Raw genomic sequence first — 26655 nt, 5'->3', positions numbered from 1 at the left:
AAGTCGGGCCCATGGGCTTCGGGAGGGAGGGACGCGTGCGCGCACCACAGCGGTTCAGGACGGCCTCGCCGGTCGTCCTGGCCGTCCTCCTTCCGCTGATCGTCCTGTCCCTGGTCGTGGCCCAATTGCTCGTCCTCGCCGCCTCCCCGGCACAGGCCCTGCCCCAGGGCCCCCACGCCGGGGCCGAGGTGCCGTTCGTCAAGGCCGTGGGCGCCGCCGCGCAGCACGAGACCGCCGGGTCGCGGGAGTGCGACCCGCCCGGGACCGTCAGCGGCGCGCCGCGCGGACGCGACCGGCACCGCGCCGGTGCCCGCGCGCCCCTCTCCCCCGCTGCGGCCCGCCCGTCATGCGCGACGGGTCAGGCCGGGACGCGTCCGGGGGCCGGATCCGGCCCCTCGTCATCCCGGCCGGCGAGACCCGACACGGCCCACACCCCGGCCGCCCTCCAGGTCTTCCGCTGCTGAGCGGGGCTGTACACGCCCGGCTCTGTTCTCATCGGTCCGACGCGCCGTCAGGGCGCGCCAGGAGGAATCACCTATGCAACCCCTCATCGACAACGCCCGTACGTTCGGACAGCGCCCTGAGGAGTTCGCCAAGCTCGCCGAGGGCCAGTCGCCCGAGGTCCTGTTCATCACCTGCTCCGACTCCCGGGTCGTCCCGGCCCTGATCACGGGCGCCCGCCCCGGTCAGCTCTTCGAGCTGCGCACCGCGGGCAACATCGTTCCCCCGTACGGCGAGGGCCGCCCCACCGGCGAGGCCGCCACCATCGAGTACGCCGTGGAGGTCCTCGGCGTGCGGGACGTCGTGGTGTGCGGCCACTCCCACTGCGGTGCCGTCGGCGCGCTGGTCCGCGGCGAGGACCTGAGCGCCGTCCCCGCCGTACGGGACTGGCTGGCGCACGCCGCGCCCGAGCCCGCCACGAGGCAGCCGGGCGACCCTGCCGTGGCGGAGGCCGTCCAGCACCACGTGCTGGCCCAGCTGCTGCGGCTGCGCTCGTATCCGTGCATTGAACAACGGCTCGGGGACGGCCGTATCAACCTGCGCGGCTGGTACTACGAGGTCCACACGGGGGCCGTACGGGAGCACCGGGCCGCCACCGACACCTTCGAGTCCCTGTGAGGCGGTCGAACACCGTGCTGGCCCGATTCCCCCATGTGCGACAGGACTTCGCCGCATCGCTCGTCGTGTTCCTCGTCGCCCTCCCCCTGTGTCTGGGCGTCGCCGTCGCCTCCGGCGTCCCGGCCGAACTGGGCCTGGTGACCGGCATCGTGGGCGGTGTCGTCACCGGCCTCATGCGCGGCAGCAGCCTCCAGGTGTCCGGGCCCGCCGCCGGTCTGACGGTGCTGGTCCTGGAGGCCGTCCGGGAGTTCGGACTGCCCGCCCTCGGCGTCATCGTGCTGCTGGCCGGGCTGCTGCAGGTCGCCATGGGCGTCCTGAAGTGGGGGCGCTGGTTCCGGGCGATCTCCGTGTCGGTCGTCGAGGGCATGCTCGCGGGCATCGGCCTCGTCATCATCGCCGGCCAGCTGTACGCGGCCGCGGGCGTGGAGGCCCCGGCCTCCGGCCTGGCCAAGATCGCGGGCCTGCCCGGCGCGGTCGCGGAGGTGGCGGGCAGCACGGCGGCCCTGGCCTCGGTCGCGGTCGGCGCGGGCACGACAGCCGTGCTGGTGCTGTGGAAGCACCTGCCGCGGCGGGTCCGTACGGTCCCGGGAGCGCTCGCCGCGGTGGTGCTGGCCACGGTGGTGACCCAGGTGTTCCGGCTGCCGGTGGCGACCGTCGAGGTGAACGGGCTGCTGGACGCCGTCCAGCCGCCCGGCCCGGGCGCCTTCGGCGCGCTGGGCGACATCGCCCTGCTCGGGACCGTCGTGGCGTTCGCGCTGATCGCCTCGGCCGAGTCGCTGTTCAGCGCGGCGGCCGTGGACCGGCTGCACGAGGGGCCGCGCACCGATTACGACAAGGAGCTGGTGGCACAGGGCGCGGGCAACACCGTGTGCGGGCTGCTGGGCGCGCTGCCGATGACCGCGGTGATCGTGCGCAGTTCGGCCAATGTGCAGGCGGGTGCCCGGACGAAGGCGTCCCGTGTGCTGCACGGCGTGTGGCTGCTGCTGTTCGCGACGCTGCTGCCGGCGACGCTGGGGCTGATACCGCTGGCGGCGCTCGCCGGCATCCTCGTCCACGCGGGCTGGAAGCTGATTCCCTTCCGGGGCGTCGTCTCCCTGTGGCGGGAGCACCGCGGGGAGGCCCTGATCCTCGGGGTGACGGCCGTGGCGATCGTGGCGGTGAACATGTTCGAGGGCGTTCTGATCGGTCTCGGCCTGTCCGTCGCGAAGGCCGCTTGGGACGCGTCGCACATCAGGCTGGCCGTCGTCGACAAGGGCGCCGGGCCCGTCCAGGCCCACCTGTCGGGGAACGCGACGTTCCTGCGTCTGCCGAAGATCCTCGACACCCTGGAGTCCCTGCCCCGGGACCGTCCGGTGGAGCTGGACCTCTCCGGACTCCACCACCTGGACCACGCCTGCCGTACGGCCCTGGAGAACTGGGCCGAACGCCACGGCGCGACCAGTGTCGACCGGGTGAAGGTGACGGCCGCGGACAGCGGCCACGCCACGGTCTGAACACCGCGGGGCCCGGGGTTCGCCCCGGGCCCCGCGCGGGGGCACGGCGCTCAGCCCCCGAGCACCGACGCCCCGAGGCCGGCGCCGGCCACCCCAAAGACCGGCACCGACCCGGGGAAACACCGGCCTACTGGTCCACGACGGTGAGCTTGCGCTCGTTCAGCGGCTGGGTCGGCCGGTTGCTCTTCGGGAACAGCGCCTTGTACGCGGCCACTTGGTCCGGGGCGACGCGGACCGGGTCCTTGAGGACGGTCCACTTGACGCCCTCGGTGCAGGGCGGGGTCGTCAGCGAGCCCTCGTACCGGTACTGGTCGCGGTCACCGGGCAGGAAGGCGGTCAGGTCGAAGGCCTTGGTGATCTTCGCCGTGGCGCCCTCCGCGGCCGGCAGCTCCTTGAAGAGGTCCGCGAAGGCGGACGCCCCGGGCTTCTCGTCCATCAGCACGCCGACCACGGCGAGCCTGCCGTCCTTGTCGGCGTGCACGAAGTGCAGCTCCATGGCGGTGTGCCTGCCCTCCTCGGTGTGCTCGCTCGGGAGGTGGAAGTGGAACTGCTTGAGGTCGTAGGCGATGCCGTCGATGACGATCCTGCTGCCGGCGGAGACGTTGGCCTGGACGGTGTGGCCGTTGTTCACCAGTTCCGCGGTGACGGGTCTGTAGTCGATGGTGACGGCCTTGTCGACCGGGGCCCCGGCGGCCTCGGCGTCGTCCAGGTCGATCGGCGACTGCTCGCGCCCGGCCTCGCACGCCTCGAAGTCCTCGGCGAGGGTGGCCCAGTTCGCGGGACCTTCCGCCCCCTCGTACCCCCAGTGGGCACCCGCCTTCTTCTCGCCCTTCTCGGCACCCTGGGCCTTTCCGTCGGCGTGCGGCGAGGCGGCCGCGGCCGGCGCGCCCTTCATCTCCGTACCGCCACCGCCGGAGCAGGACGTGACGGTGAGAACGGTGAGAATGGCGACGCCGGCCATCGCGGCCCGGCGTATGACGTGGGAGGACATGCTTGTTTCCACCTCGGTGAGGTCGTCTGATCGTGGGATGCGGCCACCCGCTGGGTGCCGGGCTCCACTGTTCGACGCCATCGACCAGCACGGAGACAAGCAAGGAACATGAGAGAGCAAAACAAGGTAAAGCTAGTTTAAAGCTCAACCATCACACGTCGCTTCTTGGGCGGTGAGGACGGACAAAAGAGCCTCGACCCACCCGATCGGCCACCCGCGTCACGGCCCCCACGGGTCCCGGTACCTCACGGTCCGGGCGGGCATCGGCCGAGGTCCGCGCCGGCGCCACCACAGGAACACGGCCAGGCCCAGGGGCACGAGGAGGAGAGGGAGCAGCCGCAGCGGCACGGACGCGGAGCCCGCCGCGGGCTGCCGCGCCTGCGGCGGCTGTTCCCGCGACGGCGGAGCCGGGGTCCGTGCCCCGTCCGTCGACCGGCCCGGCGTGGTCGCGCCGAGCCAGACCGGGTCGTCGGGCGTGGCGGCCGAGGGTGCGGTCAGCGAGCGGTCGACGGACCTGGCGAGGCCGGCGTGTTCGGCCGTGAAGCGGTCGGGCGTGAGCTTGCGCAACGGGATCCTGGTGAGGTCGACGCCGCCGTACGTGTAGGTGCGGACGTGGACGGTGTCGCCCTTCCTGGTCCTGTCGGTGACTTCGAACTCGCCCTTCTTGTAGGAGTCGACGTAGGCGTCGAAGGTGTCCCGCGGCTTCCAGCCGGTCTCCGTCCGCCAGTCGGTGATGTCGCCCTTGTCGACGAGGTCTCCGTACGCGGTGTCCTTGGTGTGGCTCAGCTCGCGGTACCACTCGGCGGCCACGCGTGCGAGATGGACGCGGCGCAGTTCGGCGTATGCGGGCGCGGTGTTGATGGCGTGCTTCAGCCTGGGCAGGATCAGGCCGCGGAACAGGCCCTCGTTGTGGTCCTCGGTGGCCTTGTCCTGCTGCGGGCAGGAGGCGGCTTTCGACTCGCCTCGTTTCTCCAGGTACTGGGTCTCCATCTGGACGTCGAGGGGCGCGTCGAGGATGTGGAGCCGGTCACCGTCCGCGTACACCGAGGCCGGCGCGGAGACGATCCAGGTACGGAACGACAGGCAGTTGCCGGCGATGCCGTCCCAGAACCTCCGGCCCAGCGCCGTTCGCGGGTGGACCAGTTGTCCGACGGTCTTCTTCATGCGCAGGTCGGCCTGGAGCATGATGCGCCCGGCGTCCGTACGGCCCAGCCGGCTGTCGACGATGCGGTCCGGCTCGTTCGGATTGAGGTTGACCCAGAAGGAGCCCGGGTCGAGCGAGAGCCAGACGAAGAAGGCGTCGGACGTCTGGTCGGCCGCCTTCAGACCGGTGGCGGTGCGGGCGTCGCCCTTCATGGGGTCGCGGCCGGCGCTGAACGCGTACCGCAGTCCGCCGCCGTCGCCGGGGTCCGCGAGGTAGCGGAGTTCCATGGTGGAGAAGTCGATGCCGCCGGGGGCCGTGCCGGGGGCGCTGAGCGCCTTGCCGAGGCCCGTGGTGGCGGGCCGGTCGGCTAAGGGCCGTCCCTGGTCGCACGGGTCGCCGGCCTTGACCGCCGCCGCGTACGCGAGCGTGTGGGGCGCCGGGGCGCCCAGCGCCCTCGGCGCCGGCTTCTTCGACGGCGGGCACGTCACCCTGGGAACGGCGAAGGTGGTGGCAAGGCTGCCCAGTACGTCGCCCCGCGTCGTGCGCGCCGCCCGCTTCACCCCTTCGAGGTCCAGTTCCAGCTGCTTCATGGCATCGGCGTTGCGCGCCTCCCTCAGGTCCTTGTACGGGCGGGCCGCCTTCTCGACGGCCTTGCGCTGTTGTTCCGGGCTCTTGCCCGCCGTCTCCTGGCGCGCCTGGGCGATCGCCCGGCTCTCCATGGCGAGTTCCTTGACGGACAGGTCGTACTTCCGGGCGTACACGGTCGGTGTGCCCTTGGGGTAGAGAGCGGCGCACTTCCGGCACTGCTGGCGTTCGGACGCCCCGAGGAGTTTCGCCCGCGGACCGATGGCGTACTTCTTCAGGACGTCCTCGATGACGCCCTCGGAGTGCCTCCTGCCCGGGATGTTCAGGGCGCTGACGGCGACGAGGCGCTCCACCCGCGCGCGGTCCAGGCTGCGGAGCGTCCTGCGGTTGAGGTAGTCCTCCACCGACGCGACGGTGACGATCGACGTCCTCCAGGCCTTGTCGCCGGACAGGCTGATGGTGGTCGTCTCGTGGAGGAGCTTCATGATCTGCTCATGGGTCAGGGCGAGCGGGTTGATCAGTTCGACGGCGCCGTTGCGGTCCGGGTCGAACGCCTCCTCCTCGTCCCCCTTGGGCAGTTCGAGGCTCATGGCCACGCGCAGCTCGGACACGGGCAGGAGCGGCGGGCTCAGGAGCGGGTTGTCGAACCGCCGCGACAGGTCGATCCCGTCCGCCGCGCCGGGCGGTCGCTGGTCGTCGGCCGTGCCCGGCGCGGCGGTGCCCAGCAGCACCGCCAGCACCAGCGCCAGCACCGCCGGCGCCCGCAGCCGCATGCGCCCGATGGATGACGCCATGTCGTCCCCTCCGTCTCGTGCGCGCGCCGCACGTGGACGTGGAGCCCCTCCGGCGCGGCCCGGCCCTGCTCAGGGCGCAACCTGCCACGGCTGTACGGGTCCGGCAAGGTGGTACGGCGGAGTTGGCCGAATGAGACGCCCGGCGCCTTCCACGGCGGCGTCCCGCTCGTGTCAGGTCCTGGCCTGCGCCGCCACCATGAGGCGCAGGGCGCGGGCCAGGGGGGTGTCTGCGGTGAAGTCGGCACCGGCGGGCAGGTCGACCAGCTCTCCATGGGTGAGGACGAGGACGCCGCAGGAACCGGGGCGTGCCGCGCCGGGGCCGCTGAGCCAGTCGCCGAAGGCGGGGGCGGTGGTGTCGAGCCGCTGCCTGCTCCTGCGGCCCACCTCGCCCATCACGTCGTCCACGCCGGTCAGTTCCTCGACGGAGGTGAACGGCACGGTCAGCACGGGCTCGTCGACCAGGCGGACGCGCGGCTCCTCCTGCGCCGGCAGGTCGGGGAGCAGTCCCCGGCCGAAGCGGGCGTAGTACAGGAGGCTGTGGGCCGAGTCGATCCCGCCGACGAACGGCCGGTCGAAGCTGACCCTGCGGGTGCTCGCGATGTACGCGTGCGGGATGCGGGGGTCGGCCGGCTCCGGCCAGTGCACCTCCGCCTCGCCGCGCTCCCGCCAGGGCACGTACCGCCGGATGTCGTCGGAGGGCGACGGGGGCAGCAGCTCGATGCCGAAGCGTTCCGGCTCCTTGGCGACGATGGAGCCCGGGGTCAGGGAGAAGACGCCGATGCCCGCGGTCGTCCAGAGGGTGTCGTGCCGCTGGAGGAACTCGTACGTCGCGAAGGCCTCCGCCTCGGACTCGGTGGGGAAGCCGGTGAAGCCCATCATCTGCGCGGCGATGCCGCCCCGCGCGAGCTCGGCGAGGACGTCGGGCACCTTGTCGATCCGTACGCCCTTGTCGATGAGGTCGAGGACCCGCTGGGTGCCGGACTCGTAGCCGAAGGAGACCGCGACGCAGCCGGAGGATGCCAGCAGTTCGCCGACGGCCCGCTCGGGGAACGTGCGCTCCAGGCGCAGCTCCGCCGCCCACCGGATGTCGAGGGACGACTCGGCGAGGGCCGCGGCGAGGGTGCGCAGGTAGCGGGGGGACATGGCGTCCACGGCGAAGTACAGGGTGCGGCCGATGCGCGTGGCCCGGCGCAGGTCCTCCAGCACCGCGGCGACGGGCCGTTCGCGCGACGGGGAGGTGGGCCGGTCGGTGTTCAGGCCGTAGTCGCAGAAGGTGCACTTGTTCCAGTAGCAGCCGCGGGTGGGGCTGTAGAGGACGACCGGCTCGGGCGACCAGTAGCGGTCCCAGTCCCAGACGTCGTACGCGGGGCTCGCGAGGCCGGCGACGCTGCCGTAGGAAATGTGCGGGTCGGGGCGTGAGCGGGTCATGACGCCGCCGACGGTGTCGAAGCCGGTGCCGTCCCTGATCGCGTCGAGGATGCCGACGAGCGCCGTCTCGCCCTCGCCGGGGACGATGAGGTCGGCGTCCTGGAAGACCTTCCACAGCGCCGCGCGGTCCGTGGCGTACTTGACGACGTCGCCGACCTCGGTGCCGCCGAAGACGATGACGGTGTCGGGCAGGGCGGTGCGGATCAGCCGGGCCATGCGCAGGGCGACGGGCAGCTGGCTGGTGTAGTTGACGGACAGGCCCACCAGGTCCCAGCGGCGTTCGCCGAGCCGGGCCGCGAACGCGTCGGCGAGGTAGCCCTCGAACGGGCGGGAGACGGCCTCGGCCACCGCGGGGTCGGACAGGTCGGCCGTACTGCACAGGTTGACCGTGGACTTCGCGCGGACCGAGAACCCGTCCAGGGCTCCGGCGGGCATGTCCAGGGCGAGCAGGTCCCACCACCGGGTCATCACGGCGACCGCCTGGGCGTAGGTCGGGGGGTGGTAGAAGAGCTCGGGGTCCTTGAACACGGCGATCGCGTGGCGGGCCGACGAGGCGGTCAGGCCCTCCGCGGCCAGGGACAGCCGGTAGCGGATCTCGTCGTGGCGCGAGAGCGGGCCTCGGCGGCTCTCGATCCCGGCGCGTGTGCGCCGTGCGGAGTCGATCGCCGCGCCGAACCTGGCGGGGTCCGCCAGGTACTCGAAGGCGTCGAGGTTGGCGTCCACGCAGCCGTAGGCGGTGTGGCCCGCCTCCCTGGCGGCCCCGACGAGGTAGGGGATCGAGTGGTACGGGGTGGTGGGGTCGGTGACGGGCGGGTTGATCAGCAGGTACGCGACGTCACCGGTGCCCCGTCCTCGGTGGGGTGCCGGCCTTCCCAGCGGAACGAACACGCTCATCCCTGTGACTCCTGACTGCTGTCCTGTCGGTGGTGACGTCGGTGGTGGCCTTCGTGGCGGCGGGCGTGAACTCGTCGCCCGAGCGGTAGCCGCGGAACGCCTTCTGGCTGAGGGCGCACAGGACGGCGAGGGCGATGGCCGCGCCCGCCGCCGGGAAGAAGGGCGCCGCGCCGAGGTGGCGGACCCCGAAGCCGGCGACCGCGACGGAGACCGGGAAGGTGCCCATCACGGCCAGCATCACCAGGCTCATGGCCCGTCCGATGAGGGCCGGTGGCGTCCAGACCTGGAGCATCGTCACGGCGACGATGTTCTGCCAGCCGCTGGCCGCGGCGTACAGGCAGACGCACACGGCGGCGCCGACGAGGCCGCCGGCGTACGGCACGGCCGCCAGCGCGGCGCCCATCACGACCGCGAGCGCGGCGAAGAGGTACGCGGGAGAGGTCACGGTCCGGGCGCGGGCGGCGATCAGTGAACCGGCCAGTCCCCCGAGGCTCAGGCAGGTCAGCAGGACGCCGTAGCCTGTGGCGCCCATGCCCTGGTGGGCCAGTTCGGGCAGGGCGACCTCGATGGTGCCGTTGAACGCGAGGTTGCAGACCAGGGCGACGACGAGGACGACGTGCAGGAGCCGTCCTTCGCGGAGGAGTCGCGCGAAGGAGGGACCCTTGGGGTCACCGGCCTCCGCCGTGCCGGCCGTCCCTCCCGGGGTGTCGGGTGCCGTGGTGCCCGCTGGCTCCGCGTCGGCGCCGGTGCGCATACGGAAGAGCACCGCGGCCGACACCACGAAGGACACCGCGTCGACCGTGAGCGCCGGCCCCGCGCCGAAGCCGGCCACGAGGGCGCCGCCGGCGGTCGGGCCGAGGAGGCCGCCGACCTGGTTGACCATGGTGGACAGGGCGTTGCCCCGGCCGAGGTCGTCCTTGGGCAGCAGGGCGGGCAGCAGCGTGTACGAGGAGGGGATGAACACGCCGGAGCTGGCGCCCAGGACCACGGCGACGGGGGCCAGCTGGGCGAGCGTCGGGGTTCCGGTGAAGGCGACGATCGCCAGGTAGCCGACGGCCGCGGCGCGCACCACGTCGGCGACGAGCATGACGCGCCGCCCGCCGAAGCGGTCGGCCACGACACCGCCCAGGGAGATGGTGACGACCCGGGGGATGCCGTAGCAGGCGAGCACGGTGCCGAGCAGGACGGGGCCTCCGTCGCCGGACAGGATCAGCCACGGCAGGGCGACGGCGTAGCAGTAGTCCCCGACCGTCGACGAGAGCTGTCCGGCGAGCAGCAGCCGGAAGCCGCGCACCGCCAGGGGCCCGCTGGCCAGTGCCGTACGAAACCTGTGGGCGGCTGCTGCCACGTCTCCTCCTCGGTCGCGGTGTCGCCGCGGGACGGCACGGCCGGGTCAGACGGCCGACGGGGCGTTCGGGCCGACGGGGAGGCGGAAGAACTCGTCGACCACGGCGGCCACGGTCGCGGGCGGCGGCAGGGCGAGGGTGGTCCGCACGTCCCGGGTGGCGATCTGCCAGGCGGGGACCGGTACGGGTTCCACGACCACGTGTCCGTCGTCCCGCAGCCGGGACACGTTGCGGCGCACCGGGGGCCGCTCCCACATCCGCCGGTTCATGCTCGGGAAGAACAGCACGGGGAGTTCGTGGGCGAGCAGTGCGGAGCTGAGCAGGCCCGAGGCCAGTCCGTGCGCCGCCTGGCCGAGCATGTTGGCGGTCGCGGGCAGCACCACGAACCGCTCGGCCCACGCGGCGAGGGAGACATGGCCGACGGTCAGCTCGTCCTGGCCGTCGCAGTGGACCTCCTCGCAGAGCAGCCGCATGCTCGTGGGCGGCAGGAGCGCCGCGGCGGAGCGCGTCATGACGATGCGGACGTGGACGTCGAGCTCGGCCCGGAGGGTCGTGAGGTACTGCGGCAGCGCGAGGACGTTGGCCGAGCCGCACACTCCGACGAGGAGGCGGCGCCGGCCCGTACGGCCGGGGCCGTCGTCCGGCGGGTCGGGGGTGCCGTCCGCCATCACCGGGCCCCGCCGGTCGCGCCGGTCGCACCGGTCCCGTCGGCCGCGGGGCTCAGACCGCACTGGGCGGCGACGATGTCGAGCCGGTCCTGGAAGTTGAACTTGTAGCTGGGGCACGGCGGGTGTCCCTCGTGCCACGCCTTGGGGCAGGAGCCGCCGCACGTCGGCATGAAGACGCAGTCGCGGCACCAGGTCGTGCCCTGTTCGATCTCGTCGTTCCAGCCGTCGTACGGGCCCTCCGGCCGTACGGGGTCGGGTCCGGCGCGGTCGATGTGCGTGAGGGCGAGGTGCTGTTCGGCCTCGGGCACGAGGGGGTGCTCGCTGCACGAGAAGATGTTGCCGGTGCTGCTGATGATCTCCGCCGTGGTGGTCGTCGCCGGGCACACGACCTTCTTCGCTGTGGTGGGCAGCACCTGCGTGGTGAGGCCGCCCCGCAGCAGGAGGCGGAGCCAGGCCGTTTCCCGGTCGGCGAAGTGCCGCTTGGACACCTCGATGCCGGACACGTCGTTTCCCCACGAGTGGACCGGAACGATCGAGAAGGACACATTCGGCCGGGCGAATCCGAGTTCCGCCATGAGGGCGATGTAACGGGGCACGGCGTCCTGATTGTGGGTGTCCACATTCGTGCGGAAGGTGAAGTGCGTGGACCGGAATTCGGGTTCGTCGAGTGCGGCGCGCACGGTGCGGACGATCGTCCAGAAGGAGCCGCGTCCATTCTTGAGCGGACGGTGCTTGTCGTGTATCTCGGGAGGGCCGTCGACGGTGATCTCGAAATGGGTGACCCCGCATCCACGGATAAGGGTGTCGACCTTTTCCGCGGTGAGCAGGGACCCGTTCGTCACCAGGACGGAGGAGTAGGCGACGCCCCGCTCGGCGGCGGCCCGCACGAACTGGGGTGCCAGGTCGCGGATGACCGCGTAGCCCATCATCGGCTCGGCCCCGAACCAGTCGACGCGCAGGCGGCGCGTGGCCGGGGCGTTCAGCGCCCGCAGGACCCGGTCGCGGACCTGGCTGCGGTGCGTGCGCGACAGGCCTCCGCGGGTGTGCTGCTGGCCGCAGTAGGCGCATCCCATGTTGCAGTAGGAGGTGGGCAGCAGGGCGATGTGGACGGCCGAACGGTCGGCGGAGGCGCGCCGGTTGCGGTCGAGGACGGCGGACAGCTCGCCCTCGCCGGCCGGTACGAGCACCTCGGCGGTCCGCAGCGCGTCGCGCCACGCCGGTGACAGGGCGGCGGGGTCGCGGTCCTCCAGCGCCCGGGCCGTGGCGGCGTCGACGGCGACGACGCGCGCGGTACGGGTGCTGTAGACGAGGCGTACCGGCACACCCGTGGTGTCCGTGTAGGCACGGTCGCTCATCACGACGTATCGGCTGACTCGGTCCATCCCCAACCCTTCGGCGCTGCGGTCCCGGCGGACGGCGGTTCGGCGCTCGACGCGTGCCCGGCATGCGTCCCGGTGGCCGGTTCGACGGCCGGTTCGGCGGCGCCGGGGCCGCCGAACGGGCCGTCGGCGCCGGGGCTTTCGCCCCGGTCGCCGCGACGGGCTGATCAGCCACGCGGGGCGACTCGGCGCCCCGGGCGGGCGACGAGGCCTGCGGTGTGGTGGACCGGGTCAGCAGACGACGTTGTTGGAGTCCGCCACCTGGCCCTCGACCGCGGCCGACACGGCGCTCAGCCGCGCCTGGATCGAGCCGAGGACGGCGACCTCGTCCGGGCTCAGGGACGCGAAGACCTCACGCTCGGACTCGGAGAGCAGGTCGACCGGGGTGCCGGCGCGGCGCAGGGCTTCCAGGGGCTCGTGGGACATGCGTCACTCCTTCGGGAGAGGTTCACCGGGTTGGTGCAACGGCAAGGCTGCTCCCGGCGCGGCCGGGTTGGGCATCCCTCAATCGACTATGAATCGGCGGCGGCACGGAGGCGGTTAGCGGAGGAAGAGAATCCGAATCGCCCCGTCCGAGCGGATCTTCCCGGAAAGTTGGCGTCTTGTCCGGAACATGACCCGCGGCTACCCTGTCTCCGTGGGTGACGAATTCCGCACACAGGTCCATGTTTCGAGCGCCGCTTACGAGGTGCAGGATTTGACCGTACGGGAAATTCGGATCGCTTCCCTCGTGGCCGCCGGCGCATCGAACCGCCGAATCGCGAACGATCTCTGCATCAGTCCGCACACCGTGGCGGCCCATTTATGCAACATGCTCCGAAGAACGGGCGCGTCGAACCGCACGGAAATGATTGCACGGCTCTACGCACGGGGCCTTCTGGTCCAGGGAACGTGGCCGCCGCTGCCCGCGGAGGCCCCGCACTACGGGAACGAGGTGCCGGTAGCCATGACCTTCGATGCCTTGCACGCACTGCGGGAGGCCGGCCATCCAGTGGACCTGCTGGCGGTGGAGCAGCGCTCCGTGCTCTCCCAGCTCAGCGAGCTGGAGGTCCAGGTCCTCAACTCGGTCAAGGGGCGTCTGGATGCCGCCGCGGCGGACGTGGAGGGTCAGGACCTCAAACTCCTGTGAGCGGCGGGACGCGGTGCGGCACCTGCCGCACGGAGGCGCCACCGGGGGCCCGCTTCTGCCCCGAGTGCGGCACGCCGCTCACCGGAGGCGTCCCGTCCGCGGACAGCCGGCGCATCGTCACGGCGGTCTTCATCGACCTGGTCGGCTCCACCGTGCTCGCCGAGACGCTCGACCCCGAGGCGCTGCGGCGCACGATGGACCGGTACTACAGCGCCTGCACGGCGGCCGTCACCGAACGCGGCGGCGTGGTCGAGAAGTTCATCGGCGACGCGGTCATGGCGGTCTTCGGGGCGTTCGTCAGCCACGAGGACGACGCCCTGCGCGCCGTACAGGCCGCGTACGCGGTGCGCGAGGCACTGGCCGGCACCGGGGCGGAGGCCGATGCGGGGGTGCGGCTCGACATCCACTGCGGGATCGCCTCGGGCGAGGCCGTGGTGGCCGGGGCCGCCGGCGGCGGCGCCCGGGTCGTGGGCGACGTCGTGCACACCGCCGCCCGGCTCCAGTCGCACGCGCGGGTGCACGAGATCCTCATCGGCGACGAGACGGCGCGGCTGGTGGGCAGCGGGGTGCGGATGGAGGCGGTCGCGCCGCTGAGGCTGAAGGGCAAGCGCGACCTCGTCACCGCCTGGCGCGTCGTCGGCCTCGTCGACGGCCCCGGCCAGGAGAACCTGGTGCCGATGGTCGGCCGCGAGCGCGAACTGGCCTCGTTGGAGGAGGTGTTCGCCTCGGTGCGCCGTGAGCGCCGCTGCCGCCGCGTCACCGTGACGGGACCCACCGGCATCGGCAAGTCGCGCCTGGTACGGGAGTTCCTCGCCACCCGCCCGGCGGCGGACGCCGTCGTCCTGCGCGGCACGTGCCCGCCGTACGGCGCGGGGCTCGCGTACCGCCCGCTGGCCGAGGCGGTCTGGTCCCTGCCCGGCGGCTGGGAGGAGGCGGTGAGCACGCTGGAGGCGCTGCGCCCGAGCGCCGACCGCGCCGTCACCGCCCTCGCCGTGGCACTGGGCGTCCGCGCCGAGAACGGGCTGCCGGTCAGCGTCGACGAGATCGGCTGGGCGTTCCGCCGGCTGGTCGAGGCGCTGGGCCGGCGCGCTCCGCTGGTCCTCGTGCTGGAGGACTTCCACTGGGCGGAGCCGACCCTCCTCGACACCATCGGGGAGGTGGTCGACGGGGTGACCGACGCGGAGGTGCTGATCATCTGCGTGGCGCGCCCGGAGCGCGCCGGCGCGCCCGGCGACTCCCCCGGCCTCCGTCTGGAGGCCCTGCCCGTCGAGCAGACCGAGCGGCTCGTCGGCCTGCTGGCGGACCGTACGGAGGTCACCGCGCAGGAGACGGGCTGCACCGACGAGGCGCTGGCGTGGGTGGTCCAGGAGTGCGACGGCAACCCGCTGTTCGCGGAGCTGCTGGTGGAGGACCTGGTGAACAACCGGTCCGCGGTGCAGGGCGTCCCGACGACGATCCGGGTGCTCCTGACCGCCTGGCTGGACCGGCTCCCGGCCGCCGACCGCGCGGTGCTGGAACGCGCGGCGGGCGTGGGCGGATCGTTCACCGCCGAGGACGTCCGGACCCTCGCCGGCGACTCGCCGGCGCTGACCGACGACGCCGTCGACGCCGCGGTGAGCCGTCTGCTGCAGACACGGGTGATCCACCCCGCCGGCCCGCCCGGCACGTTCCGGTTCACCCGCATGCTCGCCCGGGACACCCTCTACGAAATGACGTCCAAGACCCGCCGCGCCCACTGGCACACGCTACTGGCCAACCGCCTGGAAACCCGACTCCCCCCGGACTCACCGCCCGGGAAGCCGACGGCCTCGCCGGGGCGGGGGGCGGGGGGCTCGCCGGGGCGGGGGGCGGAAGCTTCGCCGGGGCGGGCAGCGGGAGCTTCGCCGGGGCGGAAAGCGGGGGTCTCACCGAGCCAGGAGGCGGAAACCGCCGCGCCGCCGGAGACGAAGGCCTCGCCGACACCGGGTGCAGGGGCCTCCGGGACACCAGGGACGGGAACCTCCGAAAGGCCGAGGACGGAAGCCCCACCGGCACCAGACCCAGCGGCCTCCCCAATCCCGGGGACAGATGCTTCGCCGACGCCAAGCGCAGCGACCTCCGCGCCCCCGGGCACGGAAGCCCCACCGACACCGGGCCCAGGGGCCTCGCCAACTGTGGGGCCAGGTGCCTCGCCGACACCAGGAGTCGGTGCCTCGCCGACACCTGGCCCAGAGGCCTCCGCGCCCCCCACAGGCGCCTCGCCGGCACCGGGCACGCCAACCTCCACAACGCCGGGCACGGAAGCCCCACCGACATCAGGCGCAGGGAACTCGCCAGCCCCGGGGACAGGTGCCTCGCCGGCACCGGCAACACGGACCTCCGCGGCCCCGGGCATGGGCGCCTCGCCGACGCCGGAGACGCGAACCTCCGCGACCCCGGGCACGGGAGCCCCGCCGGCACCAGGCGCAGGGGCCACCCCCGTCCTGGCGGCAGGTGCCGTGCCGGTACCGGGAGTCGGTGCCTCGCTGGCACCTGGGCCAGAGGCCTCCGCGGCGCCGGGGACGGGAGCCTTCGCGGCATCAGGGGCGGGGACCTCCGGGGCGCCGGGGGCGGGAGGCTGGACGGCAGGGGTGGCCGGCGTCGCGGCGGCGTCTCCCGGGCCCGCGGTCGAAGGGGACCTCGCGTACCACCTGGAGGCGGCCTGTCGGTTGCTCTCCGAGGTGGATCCGGGTGACCCCGGGCTGCCCGCCCTGACGCGTCGCGCGGCCCGCGCCCTGGTGACGACGGGCTACCGGGCGCTGCACCGCCGTGACCTGCCCGCCGCGGTGGCGCTGATGGAACGCGGGCGTGCCCTGACCTCTGACGGGGACCCCGAGCATCGCGTCCTGGCCGTCCGCATCACCGACGCGTACGCCGCGCTGGGCCGTTGGGAAAGTGCCCGGCTGGCCGTCGCCGAGGCCGAGGCGCGGGGCGGGCAGGATCTGCCGACCCGGCACACCTGCGCCATCCTGCGGCGGACGATCGCCCTGCGCTCGGGCGACCCGGGGCGGGCGGAGGACGCCCCCGTCGGGCGGCCCGCAGCCGACGACGGCCTGAGCTGGTGCCGGCTGCACCAGCTGACGGCGCTGCGCAGCCTCGCCGAGGGCCGTACCGGCGCCGCCGAGGCCGCCATGCGCGACGCCCTCACCCGGGCGCGGGACGCCACGGACGCCTACGAGGAGAACCGGATCCTCGTGTCGATCTGCGAACTGACGCAGTGGTCGCCCACGCCGCTCACGAAGGCCATCGCGCTGTGCGAGGACCTGGCGCGGCGGTTCGACGCCGACCGCTGCCTGTTGGTGCCGATCCTGTTGACGCGGGCGCGCCACCTGGCCCTCTCCGGCCGCGTGGACGAGGCCCGCGCCGATGTGGAGCTGGCGCGACGCCACTCCGCCGACCTGAAGCTGACGCTCGGGGACATCGCCGCCGACCAGACGGCGGGGCTCGTCGAGTCGCTGTGCGGTGCGCACGCGGCCGCGGCCCGCCACTACGCGGCGGCGGCCGACGGGCTCGGCGCGCTCGGACAGACGACGACGGCGGCGACGCTCCGCGTGTACGCGGCCCGCGAGGCCTTCCGCGCGGGCGGCGGCAACGAAGACACCTGGCCGGGCGGCGGCAACCACGGCGGGCGGGGCGCCGGCGAGGGTGCCGGGCCGGCCGGCGGCGACAGCGGCGACGAGGCACCGCCGGCCGGCGAGGCGGCAGCAGGGGTCACCCCGGAACTCCGCGCGCAGGCCGTCCACCTGGCGCTGCGGGCGCGGAGGGCCGCGCGGGCCGGCGCGTACGAGGAGGCGGTCCGTACGGTCGAGCGGGCCGTCGCCACCCTTGACCGTACCGACGACCCCTGCCTGATCGGGGACGTGTGGTTCGAGGCGGCCCGGGTCCTGGACGCCGCCGGGGCCACGGCGCGGGCGCGGCGCGCGGCGGAGCGGGCGCTGGCGGCCCTGACCGCGAAGGGTGCCGCCCTGCCCGCGCGGGCGGTGCGCGCGTGGCTGACGGAGCGGGACGCACGGGAGGAGGCCGGATGAGCGATCCGCCCTGGAGACGGCCGGCGAAGGCCTACACGCCCGGCGTGCCGGCCTGGGGCGCGATGACCAGTACGCAGACGCTGGAGGAGTTCGCGGCCGTTCCGATGGCCGGGGTCTCCCCCGAGTGGGCCTGGGGCGGCGCCGACGGCTCGGGCGTGCGCGTCTGCGTCGTGGACAGCGGCGTGCAGGCCGACCACCCGCTGGTGGGCGGGATCGACCGGTCGGTGACCACGGTCGAGAACGACGCGGGCGTGGTGGAGATCGCCGACTGCGCCCCGTCCGACCGGGCGGGCCACGGCACGGCCTGCGCAGGGGTGATCCGCTCGCTGGCCCCGAAGTGCTCCCTGTCGTCCGTCCAGGTGCTGACCGACGGCAAGACGGGCAGCGGGGCGGCCCTGCTCGCGGGGCTGTCCTGGGCTATCGACGAGGGCTTCGACGTGATCAACCTCAGCCTGGCGACGACCCGTACGGCCCTGTCGGCCCGGCTGCACGCACTCGTCGACCGCGCCTACTTCCGGCGGTGCGCCCTCGTCGTCTCCGCGCACAACCGGCCCGTGCCCAGCTATCCGTGGTCGTTCTCGTCGGTGATCTCGGTCGCCAGCCACGACGAGGACGATCCGGCGACCTACTACTACAACCCGGCCCCGCCCGTGGAGTTCCACGCCCGCGGCGTCCGCGTCCCCGTGGCCTGGCCCGGCGGAGGCACCATCCGCTCCACCGGCAACAGCTTCGCCGCACCGCACATCTCGGGGCTGTGCGCGCTGGTGCTCGGCAAGCACCCCTGGCTCACCCCGTTCCAGCTGAAGACGGTCCTGTTCCTGTGCGCCGGCAACGTGGTCGGCCGATTCGGAGGTGCGCATGACACTCCCCGTTGACGCCGCGGCGCCCACCGAGCGCCGCCTTCTGCAGTCCATCGTGGAAGTCGCCCGGCACGCCTTCGGGGCGGCGGCCTCCTCGATCTTCCTGGTCGACCCCGACGCCGGGGACCTGGTCTTCGAAGCGGTCGCCGGCGAGGGCGACGGGCAGCTCGTCGGATCCCGTTTCCCGGCCGGGACCGGCATCGCGGGGTGGGTGGCGGCGTCCGGGCAGTCGATGCTCGTGGACGACCTGCGCGAGTCGGAGCACTTCTCCGGCACAGCCGCCGCCTCCACCGGCTATGTGCCCAACAGCATCATGGCGGCGCCCCTGTTCAGCGGCGACGCGTGCATCGGCGTGCTGGAGGTGCTGGACCGCGGCGCCGACGGCGTACGGGAGATGGCGGACGTCGAGCTGCTGGACCTGCTCGCCGACCAGGCGGCCATCGGCCTGGAGCTGCTGACGCGCCTGCGCGCCACCGCGCCGGACCAGCGCTCCGACAAGGCGCTGCGTCTGCTCGCGATGGCGGAGTCGCTGCTGGAGAACGCCCGTGGCTGAGCACTGCGTGCTGGTGCTGACCAGACGCGGCGACAGGGAGGCCACCGAGGTGGCCTCCCTGCTGCGCAGGATCGGCGTGCCCGTCCACCGCCTCGACGCGGACGGCCTGGAGGGCGTCGAGGCCACGTGCGAACCGGACGGGCCGCTGACCTTGGACGGACACCGGTTCGTGCCCAGCGTGATGTGGCTGCGCCACTTCTCGCTGCGGGCCGCGCCGGCGACGCGGCCCGCGGACGGGCAGATGCTGTACGGCGATTCGTGGACCGCGCTGGCACGTCAGCTGGCCGTCGTGTCCCGTGCCACCATCGGCGCCACCGACCCGGGCGCGTTCCGCCAGCACGCCCAGGCCGGGGCGCTCGGCGTGCGCACGCCGCGGAGCGTGGTGACCACGGACCCGGCGGCCGCCGCCGCGCGCCTCCCGCCCGGGCGGTACGTGGTGAAGGTGCTCGACCGGCACTTCGTGGAGCCCGAGCCGGCCGGCTTCGCGTGGTTCCTGCCCCGGGTCCTGGAGCGGTCGCAGCTGCGCGACGCGCTCGGGGTGCCCTGGGCGCACGGCGGCACGCCGGTCGTGCTGCAGGAGTACGTCGACCACGACGCCGAGTTCCGGGTCTACTTGGTGGGCGGCGAGGTCCTCGCGTTCGAGGTGGCCAAGGAGGACCCGCGCGACGTCTGGTGCCGCCCGGACCGCGTACGGGTGCGGCGCGCCGAGGCGCCGCTCGCCGTGGCGGAGGCGGTGCGGGCGCTCGGCGCGGCGTGGAACCTCGCGTACGGGGCGTTCGACTTCCTGCTGGACCGCGGCGAGGCCGTGTTCCTGGAGGTGAACGCCCAGGGCGACTGGCACTGGTTCGAGCGCCGGGCCGGTGTCGACGTGGTGACGCGCGCCGCGGTCCGCACCGTACGGGAACTCCACCGGTCGGCCGTCGGCGACCGTGGGCCGGGGCCGGTCGACCTGCTGACGTTCCTCGGCGCGGGCCGGTCCGTTGGCGGGCGGAAGGTCGAGCGCCCGTGAGAGGATCCGGGCGCTGTGCTGCGCTGGTTCCCGACCCCGGAAGGTGACGATGTACGCGATATCCCTGGGCGACGACGGGGCCGAGCTGCGCCCGCTCGAACCGTGGCGGGCCGGGGAGTTCCTGGCCCATGTGAACCGGGGGCGGGAGTTCATCGGGCAGCACAACGGCCTCCCGGACGTCGTGACCGATCTGGAGTCGGCGCGGGCGTTCCTCCAGGCGTACGCGGAGAAGACGGCGACCGACACCGGGCGGATCCACGGCATCTGGTGGGACGGCACGCTGGTCGGCGCGGTCATCTTCCGCAGGCTGGACGTCGCGCAGGGCACGGCGGAGGCCGGCTGCTGGCTGGAGCCGTCGGCGGTGGGCCGGGGTCTGGTGACGCGGGCGGTGCGCGTGCTCATCGACTGGGCCGTCGAGGAGCGGGGCATCCACCGCGTGGAGTGGTGGGTCTCGACGGAGAACGCGCCCAGTATCGCGGTGGCCCGGCGGCTCGGGATGACGAGGGACGGCGTCCTGCGGGAGAGCTATCTGTACCGGGGCAAGCGGCACGACGAGGAGATCTGGTCGGTGCTGGCACCGGAGTGGCGGGCGGCCGGGCGGACGTAGGCCGCGGGGTCCGGCGGACCCCCCGCTCCTTGATTTCGGCCCGTCCGGCGTTCGAGGACGAGCGCCGGAGGCGCGAAAGGGGGTCTAGGGGCGGAGCCCCCAGTCACGGGAAGGGGCGGGGTAGGGGAAAGATCCCCCGGACACCCCCGGACAGGCGGCCCCCAGACAGGCGGCCCTCAGACACAGACCCGCCAGACCAGCAGCCGCCCCGCCCCAGCGGTCCCCCGCCCTCCCCCGGGGCGCTCAGGCCGGTGAGGCGTCCGGGACGGCCGCCGGGCCGCAATCGGGGTGGCCCCAGCGTGCGCCGACCTTGGCGATGGGATCGCCGACCCCGTACGGCTTCCCGCACGGGCACGTGCCGCGGAACTTCGCCTTGATGGTCCGCGATCCGCTGCCCGGGGCGGAGGCGCCCCGCCGCCGCTTCTCCGCGGCCGCGCCGGACCTCTGGCGCGCCGGGGCGCTGCGCTGCGGCGCCGGTACCGGCACGTCGGTCGCGCCGAGGGCGGTGCCCGCGGCCTGCTGGGTGGCCGCCGCGTCGCTCGCCGCCTGGTCGGCGATCGCGTTCAGCAGGTCGCCGTCCTCGCGGTGGGCCGGCACGTAGCGGAACTCGACGTCCCGCTCGGCGAGCAGGGCGTCGATGCGCTGCACGAGCTCCTGGTTCGCCACCGGCTTGCCGGCCGCGGTCCGCCAGCCGTTGCGTTTCCAGTTCGGCAGCCACTGGGTGACGGCCTTCATCGCGTACTGGGAGTCCATGCGCACCTGGAGGGACGCCCGGGGGCGACGGCCTCCAACAGCCGCTCCAGGGCGGTCAGTTCGCCCACGTTGTTGGTGGCGCGGCCCAGCGGGCCGGACTCCCAGTGCTCGGGACGGCCCTCCGCGTCCGCGATGACCCACGCCCAGCCGGCCGGGCCGGGATTCCCCTTGGCCGCCCCGTCACAGGCGGCGATGATGCGATCGGACATCCTCCGATCATGCCTCATCCGAAGAGGCGCCCCGACCGGCCACCGGCGGCGGAGCGCGCCCCGCACGGACCGCTCAGCCGCCGCCGTCGCGCGGGCGGTCGTCCGATCGGCGCAGCCGCCTCCGGAGCCTGCGGACGCTCAGCCACCCGGCTACGCCTGCCACCGCGGCGACCACGCCCGGGACCGCCACGGCGACCGGCGTGGACACCACCTCCGACAGGGACAGCAGGGCCGTGGCCACGGCCCAGAGCAGCAACGCCGGGGCGAGTGCCATCAGGGCGTCGACCCATCCGGGACGGCCACCGCCCACCTGACGCTGGAAGGCGTTCCAGCGTGCCCGGACCGTGCTCGTGCCGCGGGACACATGCACGCGCGCGGCCGCCGGGGAGGAGCCGATACGGCGACCGATCTCGGCGCTCGACAGGCCCACGTGCCGCAGGAACGTCGCCGCGGCCTGTTTGCCCGGCAGGGCCGTGACGTCCTCCATGACCAGGTGCGCGAGCACTTGGTCGTCCACGGTGGCCTGGCTCGGCAGCGACGACCATCCCGGCCCTCCCGCGGACCCCTCCAGCGTGTCGGCGTCGGCGGCGGCGCACCGGCGTGCCGTCCTGGCCGCCTCCCGCACCAGGTTGCGTGCCACCGTGTACAGGTAGCGTTCCGGCTGCTCGATCGTGCTCCAGTTCTTCATGGCGCGGGCGAACGTCTCCTGGACCACGTCGTCGACGTGCAGCGCGGACTCGGGCAGGCCCTGCTGCTCGGCCTGCCTCATGACGTAGCGGCTCAGGCGCTCCGCGTAGGCGCGGTAGGCCTCCTCCACCTCGCCGGTCCACCAGGGGGTGGGCCCGGTCATCGCCGGCGCTCCCGCACCGGGGCGGCCGACGGCGGGGCGGCGCGCAGGAGTTCGGCACGCGCGCGGGACGTCAGCCACTCGGCCGCGGCGTCGCTGAGCCGCTGGAGCGACTGGGCGCCCGTGAACGCCAGCAGAAGGATGACGAGTTCGTTGAGCATGGGGGTCCTTCCCCGTCGGCGGTGGCCGGGACGACCGGCCTTCTCCTCGTTAGAGCGCCGCGCGGCCGAAGTGTTAACCCGCCCCCCGGTCCGCCCCGTCAGAAGAGCAGCAACAGCTCGATCACCGACGCCGGGGCCGCCAGGATCGCCAGGACGCCCAGAACGACGGACGTGCCCGCCATCCTGGCCTCGACCACCGACCGGATCCCGTAGATCAGCCCGACGACGCACATCGGCGGGCAGAGCAGCGACAGGACGATGCCCAGGACGCCCCACCGCACGGGCCTCAGGCCCGCGTCCATCGACGACTGCCGGGCGGCCCTGCGTGCGACGGCCTTCCGCCGGCCGCGCCCGTGCCGTTGCCGCACGCCCCGCCACCTGATCAGCAGGACCGCCAACGCGGGAAGTCCCAGAACGAACGCCACGCCGTACCCCTCCCCGTGGTTGCCCGCGAGGTGGCCGTTCACCACGGCGGCGACCGGCGGGGGCACCACGGTCCAGAACATCAGCTTGGCGTAGTCGACCTTGCCCATCCCCCTCCGCGTCTCCTCCAGCGCCGCGAGCCGCTCGGGGGGCGCGACCGGTTGCGGACCTGCGGCCTCCGGGGCGGAGTACGTCGCGGCACGGGAGACGTCGTCGACCCACCGCCGCAGCGCCGCGCGGGTCGCCGCCACGTGCTCCCGGCCGAAGTCCCGACCCGAATCACCGCCGAAGTCCCGGCCCGAGTCGCCGCCGGACGGCCGCCGCGGCCCCGCCACCCGCCCTGGCCCGGCGTCCACGAAGAAGAGCGCGGTGCCGTCCTTCAGCCGTAATTCGGCGTTCGCGCGCACCGGATGGGTGAGGGTCGCCTCGACGACGTCGTCGAGGGAGACACGGAACCTGCCCTCCGGTACGGGCCCTCCCGCCGCCACCTGCCGCAGCCGGTGCGCCAGCCGTTCGCTGCGGGTCCACCAGCGCACGTCGTGGACGCGCACCGGCAGGAAGTTCACCGCGGACGCCTCGACGACGAGGTCGTAGACGCCTCCGTTGAACCGGAGCATCATCGCCCCCATCACCTCGGCCTCCGCCTCGGAGATCCGGACGTCGCCGAAGCTCCCGCCCGCCTCCTCGAGGCAGATGCCCCGCTTCCGGAGCCGCGCCCTGACGTCGGCGGCACCGCCGGGAGACGCGAGCGCGGCGTCCGCCCACGCCACGGCGTCCAGCAGGCCGTCCGGCGCGGTCAGGGCGGGACCGATGCCCGGCGTGTACGCCCACACGGCGGCGCCCGCCCGCTCGGCGGTCGCCGAGAGCGCGGCCGTCAGGTGCGCGGCCAGTTCGAAAGCCGTGTTGCGCACGCGATCGGTGCTGATCCGGGCCCGCTTGAGCTGGGCCGCGAGATCGGCCGCCCGCCCGTCGGCCAGGAGGTCCAGCACCTCCGACAGGCCCGCGTCCGGGGCGCCGTACGCTCGGGCGGCCGCCCGGTACAGGACGTCGGCGCACCGCTGTGCCCGCGCCCGCGCGACGCGGACGGCGTGGTCCGGGAACGCCGTCCCCGAGGTGCCGACGGCCCGGAGGGCCAAGGCGTCGAGCTTGGGGCCGTGCCGCTCCAGGAGCGGCACCAGTACGTGGGCGGGCCGGTCGTCGGCGGCCGTGGCGGGGGGAAGGGAGCCCATCGCCTCGATGATCTCGATCCGCTCCCGGGGCGACGGGTGCGTGTCCCACCTGGAGGCCGCCTTGCTGCCGGGAGCGGGCCCGCCGCCCGCCGGCGACGGGCCGGACGCCTGGTCGCGGCTGAAGAGCGCGAAGGCCTCCGTCACTCCCGTGAGGGCCACACCGTCGACCGTGACGTCCGCGTACGTCCGCAGGAAGCGGGACCAGTCGCGCTCCAGGGCGTCCGCGCTCCGCACGGCGTCGACCGCGACCCGCGTCCCCGTCATGCGGGCGGCGTTGCGGTCGGCCGTGTGCTCCTGGTACCGGAGCACGCCGAGGGACGCCAGGCGGTACGCCCAGTGGTAGCCGCGGAGCACGACCCCCCAGGGGACTCCCGCGCCCTGTGCCGCGTTCTCGACGGCGTCCCAGCCCGCGTAGGTCAGGGCTCCCAGCCGGCCGTCGCCCCGCGCGTGGTGCCCCAGCTCGTGGGCGAGGACGAAGCGCAGCTGGTCGACCGTCAGGCCCGTCAGGAGGCCCGCACCGACGTAGAGGCGGCGCCGGCCGGCGAGCAGTCCGAGCAACCAGCCGTCCTCCTGCATGTACGCGTTCGCCTCGGGAACGAGGAGGACTTCGTGCGGCGTCCGGCAGTCGAGCGCCGCGCAGCAGTCCTCCACCAGGCGCCACAGCTCCGGGGCGCCCGCCCGGTCCACGGCGGCACCGGGAGGGACCGGCACGGCGCACAACACGGCACGGCCGAGGGACAGCAGCACGGCCAGGCCCACGAGCGTCGCCAGGCCCAGCGCCTTCAGCCCCGCCCCGTCGACCCGCTCGCTGAGCGCGAGAACGCCGGCGAGGGCCAGGGCGACGACGAGCGCCGCGGCGGTCAGGAGGTAGCCCACCAGCAGGATCATGGCGAGCGCAGCACGTACCACGACGGACATCCGGCCCCCTCCGCACGCCCCGCCGGTGACCGCGCGCGGTGGCGGGTCCTCACGGGGACGTACCCGCCCAGAGTAGGCCCTCCAGGACACGTGGTGCCGGGTCGGCCCGGTCCCGTACGGCCGGTCCATGGGCGTGCGCCCGGCTGCACAGTGGGACGAGGCATGCCAGGCTTATGGGGCATTCACGGCATTCATCACCTATCGGAAAGGCAGGATCCCGGTGAGCGTCAAGCCCATTCCGGAGGACTATCCGCGTGTCACTCCGTACCTCTGCGTCGACGGGGCCGCGGCGGCGATCGACTTCTACGTCTCGGTGCTCGGCGCGACGGAGCGCATGAGGATGCCGGCACCGGACGGCCGGATCGGCCACGCCGAGCTGCAGTTCGGCAACTCGGTGGTCATGCTCGCGGACGAGTTCCCGGAGATGGGGGTCCGCGGGCCGAAGTCGGTGGGCGGCACACCGGTGCAGCTGCACGTGTACGTGGAGGACGTCGACGCGGCCTTCGCGCGCGCCCTCGACAAGGGCGCCACCGAACTCGACGCGGTGAAGGACCAGTTCTACGGCGACCGGACCGGCCAGTTCGAGGATCCCTTCGGCCACCGCTGGAACGTCGCCACGCATGTGGAGGACGTCCCGCCGGAGGAGATGGAGAGGCGGGCCAGGGAGGCCATGCAGTCCATGGGAGGCAGCGACTGACCCGCCCCCCTCGCCCCTGCCTCCACCGGAGCGCGGGGCGCCGGGAGGATCACGGCCGCGACGGCGAACGTCGCGCCGCCGGCCGGGCGCCCCGGCCGCGAGCCCGGAGGCCACCGCCGGGGCCGCCGGGACGCGGCCCCGGCACCGGGGAGTGCGCCCGGAACCCCGGCCGGGCGTTCGACGCCCCGGGCGGCGATACCCGGTTCCTCAGCCCAGCGCGTCGAGCAGTCGGCGCTCCCGTTCGGCACTGAGGCCCGCCCGGCGGGCCCGGTCCAGGCCCTGCTCCCGTTCCCACCGCAACGTGTCGGCCAGCAGTTCCGCGCGGGGCCGGTGCCGCAGCCCGGCGGCGCGCGCGGCGGAGCCGTTACGGGCCGCGAAGCCCTCCCAGCCCTGCTCGACGATCCACATCGGCAGCGACTCCTCCCCCATGAACTCGGCCACGCCCTGCGCGAGCAGCCACTCCGAGCCGGCCGTGACGACCGGGCCGGTGTGCCCGCCGGCGGTGCGGGACAGCTCGATCCACTCCGCGAACGGGACGAGCGGGCCGACGGCGTCGTAAGTGCCGGTGGTCCCCTTCTCCGCGGCGTCGAGGAGCCAGGCCGCGAGGTCCCGTACGTCGACGGTCTGCGTCGGCATGGCGGGTATGTCCGGCACGAGCATCGGCGCGTGCGGATCCCGTGCGGCCCTGGCCACCCAGTAGCCGGAGCGTCCGCTACGGTCGCCGGGCCCGCCGATGAGGCCGGCGCGGGCGATGAGGAGGCGATCGCCCACAACAGCCGCCGACGCCTGCTCGCAGGCGACCTTCGCCTCGCCGTACACCTCTTGGCCGGCCTCGCGCCGCTCGGTCGGGGTGAGGAGCGCGGCGGTCTCGTCGGCGTCCGCCTCGGCGTGGGAGGCGTAGGCGCTGACGGACGACACGTACGTCCAGTGCCGGGCCCTGCCGCCCAGCGCGTCCAGCGCCTCGCGGACGAATCCCGGCTGCCACGACACCTCGATCACCGCGTCCCAGTCGCGGTCGCGCACGCGATCGTACGCGGCGGAATCGCGCCGGTCGGCGGCCACCAGCCGCGCCCCGTCCGCCACTTCGCCGCTCTCGCCGCGCGCCAGGCACGTCACCCGATGACCGCGCCCGACCGCCTGCCGCGACAGCTCGCGGCCCACCCATGCCGTTCCACCCAGAACCAGGATCTCCATTCCGACACCCAAGCACCGCGCGCACCGAGCGGCCGGCCGGGTTCGCTGACAGCGGACCGGTGACGGGAGCCGGTCCGCGCGCGGGTGCGCACAGGGCCTCGCGCCGCGAGGGGCATGGCCGGGGGCTCGGCGGGCACCCGGACCGGTGCAGGGCCCCGTCCGGCGGTGAGCGTGCGCGG

At 73.9% G+C, this 26655-nt stretch carries 21 protein-coding genes and 1 pseudogene; 10 read left to right on the top strand and 12 right to left on the bottom strand.

Annotated features, from left to right (window positions below; genetic code table 11):
* Nucleotides 1-35 precede the first annotated feature (35 nt).
* The 3 genes from ABEB09_RS32070 to ABEB09_RS32060 all read left to right on the top strand — a co-directional run bounded on the left by ABEB09_RS32070 (nucleotide 36) and on the right by ABEB09_RS32060 (nucleotide 2612).
* Nucleotides 36-464 carry a hypothetical protein gene (locus ABEB09_RS32070; RefSeq protein ID WP_345693418.1) on the top strand — a complete coding sequence of 143 codons (429 nt, stop codon included), beginning with the start codon at nucleotides 36-38 and terminating at the stop codon, nucleotides 462-464.
* 73 nt (nucleotides 465-537) lie between these two features.
* Entirely contained in the window at nucleotides 538-1119 is a 582-nt protein-coding gene (locus ABEB09_RS32065) for a carbonic anhydrase (RefSeq protein ID WP_345693417.1), read from the top strand.
* Between the two features lie 14 nt (nucleotides 1120-1133).
* Complete coding sequence (locus ABEB09_RS32060; protein ID WP_345693416.1) at nucleotides 1134-2612, top strand: SulP family inorganic anion transporter; 1479 nt, start codon at nucleotides 1134-1136, stop codon at nucleotides 2610-2612.
* A 127-nt stretch (nucleotides 2613-2739) separates the two neighbouring features.
* On the opposite strand, the gene ABEB09_RS32055 is transcribed toward ABEB09_RS32060, so the two are convergent.
* From ABEB09_RS32055 to ABEB09_RS32025, 7 genes are all read right to left on the bottom strand, one after another.
* The gene (locus ABEB09_RS32055) at nucleotides 2740-3603 is read right to left on the bottom strand and encodes a carbonic anhydrase (RefSeq protein ID WP_345693415.1); all 864 of its coding nucleotides are present in this window, start codon (nucleotides 3601-3603) and stop codon (nucleotides 2740-2742) included.
* Nucleotides 3604-3822: 219 nt separating this feature from the next.
* Complete coding sequence (locus ABEB09_RS32050; protein WP_345693414.1) at nucleotides 3823-6126, bottom strand: hypothetical protein; 2304 nt, start codon at nucleotides 6124-6126, stop codon at nucleotides 3823-3825.
* 171 nt (nucleotides 6127-6297) lie between these two features.
* Entirely contained in the window at nucleotides 6298-8448 is a 2151-nt protein-coding gene (locus ABEB09_RS32045; RefSeq protein WP_345693413.1) for a B12-binding domain-containing radical SAM protein, read from the bottom strand.
* On the bottom strand, nucleotides 8390-9796 hold the full coding sequence (locus ABEB09_RS32040; RefSeq protein WP_345693412.1) for an MFS transporter: 1407 nt from the start codon (nucleotides 9794-9796) through the stop codon (nucleotides 8390-8392). The genes ABEB09_RS32045 and ABEB09_RS32040 overlap by 59 nt, the downstream gene beginning before the upstream one ends.
* Nucleotides 9797-9841: 45 nt before the next feature.
* Nucleotides 9842-10462 (bottom strand): flavoprotein, encoded by a 621-nt coding sequence (locus ABEB09_RS32035; RefSeq protein WP_345693411.1) that lies wholly within the window; start codon nucleotides 10460-10462, stop codon nucleotides 9842-9844.
* A complete protein-coding gene (locus tag ABEB09_RS32030) occupies nucleotides 10462-11817 on the bottom strand; it encodes a radical SAM/SPASM domain-containing protein (protein WP_345693410.1) in 1356 nt (451 codons plus the stop codon). The genes ABEB09_RS32035 and ABEB09_RS32030 overlap by 1 nt, the downstream gene beginning before the upstream one ends.
* Nucleotides 11818-12072: 255 nt before the next feature.
* Nucleotides 12073-12267 (bottom strand): aroma-sacti cluster domain-containing protein, encoded by a 195-nt coding sequence (locus tag ABEB09_RS32025; RefSeq protein ID WP_345693409.1) that lies wholly within the window; start codon nucleotides 12265-12267, stop codon nucleotides 12073-12075.
* Nucleotides 12268-12478: 211 nt separating this feature from the next.
* Between ABEB09_RS32025 and ABEB09_RS32020 the strand changes: the two genes are divergently transcribed.
* The 6 genes from ABEB09_RS32020 to ABEB09_RS31995 are packed head-to-tail and all read left to right on the top strand — an operon-like array spanning nucleotide 12479 to nucleotide 20045.
* A complete protein-coding gene (locus tag ABEB09_RS32020) occupies nucleotides 12479-12970 on the top strand; it encodes a response regulator transcription factor (protein WP_345693408.1) in 492 nt (163 codons plus the stop codon).
* A complete protein-coding gene (locus ABEB09_RS32015) occupies nucleotides 12967-17016 on the top strand; it encodes an AAA family ATPase (protein ID WP_345693407.1) in 4050 nt (1349 codons plus the stop codon). Before ABEB09_RS32020 ends, ABEB09_RS32015 begins: the two co-directional genes overlap by 4 nt.
* Nucleotides 17013-17891, top strand: a complete 879-nt coding sequence (locus ABEB09_RS32010) for a S8 family serine peptidase (protein WP_345693406.1) — start codon at nucleotides 17013-17015, stop codon at nucleotides 17889-17891. Before ABEB09_RS32015 ends, ABEB09_RS32010 begins: the two co-directional genes overlap by 4 nt.
* A complete protein-coding gene (locus ABEB09_RS32005; protein ID WP_345693405.1) occupies nucleotides 17875-18429 on the top strand; it encodes a GAF domain-containing protein in 555 nt (184 codons plus the stop codon). Before ABEB09_RS32010 ends, ABEB09_RS32005 begins: the two co-directional genes overlap by 17 nt.
* Nucleotides 18422-19438 (top strand): ATP-grasp domain-containing protein, encoded by a 1017-nt coding sequence (locus ABEB09_RS32000; protein WP_345693404.1) that lies wholly within the window; start codon nucleotides 18422-18424, stop codon nucleotides 19436-19438. Before ABEB09_RS32005 ends, ABEB09_RS32000 begins: the two co-directional genes overlap by 8 nt.
* Nucleotides 19439-19487: 49 nt before the next feature.
* Complete coding sequence (locus ABEB09_RS31995) at nucleotides 19488-20045, top strand: GNAT family N-acetyltransferase (protein WP_345693403.1); 558 nt, start codon at nucleotides 19488-19490, stop codon at nucleotides 20043-20045.
* A gap of 243 nt (nucleotides 20046-20288) precedes the next feature.
* Here the strand turns inward: ABEB09_RS31995 and ABEB09_RS31990 are convergent.
* The 4 genes and pseudogenes from ABEB09_RS31990 to ABEB09_RS31975 all read right to left on the bottom strand — a co-directional run bounded on the left by ABEB09_RS31990 (nucleotide 20289) and on the right by ABEB09_RS31975 (nucleotide 24585).
* Nucleotides 20289-21007, bottom strand: a pseudogene (locus tag ABEB09_RS31990) (ribonuclease H family protein).
* A 73-nt stretch (nucleotides 21008-21080) separates the two neighbouring features.
* Entirely contained in the window at nucleotides 21081-21857 is a 777-nt protein-coding gene (locus ABEB09_RS31985) for an RNA polymerase sigma factor (protein ID WP_345693402.1), read from the bottom strand.
* On the bottom strand, nucleotides 21854-22015 hold the full coding sequence (locus ABEB09_RS31980) for a hypothetical protein (RefSeq protein WP_345693401.1): 162 nt from the start codon (nucleotides 22013-22015) through the stop codon (nucleotides 21854-21856). The genes ABEB09_RS31985 and ABEB09_RS31980 overlap by 4 nt, the downstream gene beginning before the upstream one ends.
* Before the next feature lie 98 nt (nucleotides 22016-22113).
* Complete coding sequence (locus tag ABEB09_RS31975; RefSeq protein ID WP_345693400.1) at nucleotides 22114-24585, bottom strand: M48 family metalloprotease; 2472 nt, start codon at nucleotides 24583-24585, stop codon at nucleotides 22114-22116.
* A gap of 220 nt (nucleotides 24586-24805) precedes the next feature.
* Between ABEB09_RS31975 and ABEB09_RS31970 the strand changes: the two genes are divergently transcribed.
* Nucleotides 24806-25282: a VOC family protein gene (locus ABEB09_RS31970; protein ID WP_345693399.1), complete on the top strand. Its 477-nt coding sequence runs from the start codon at nucleotides 24806-24808 to the stop codon at nucleotides 25280-25282.
* Between the two features lie 207 nt (nucleotides 25283-25489).
* On the opposite strand, the gene ABEB09_RS31965 is transcribed toward ABEB09_RS31970, so the two are convergent.
* Nucleotides 25490-26476: an NAD-dependent epimerase/dehydratase family protein gene (locus tag ABEB09_RS31965; protein ID WP_345693398.1), complete on the bottom strand. Its 987-nt coding sequence runs from the start codon at nucleotides 26474-26476 to the stop codon at nucleotides 25490-25492.
* Between the last annotated feature and the right edge of the window lie 179 nt (nucleotides 26477-26655).

The sequence above is a fragment of the Streptomyces coeruleoprunus genome (assembly GCF_039542925.1).
Taxonomy (GTDB): domain Bacteria; phylum Actinomycetota; class Actinomycetes; order Streptomycetales; family Streptomycetaceae; genus Streptomyces; species Streptomyces coeruleoprunus.
The sequence above is the reverse complement of the archived record's forward strand: the minus strand, read 5'-3'. Positions and strand labels throughout refer to the sequence as shown.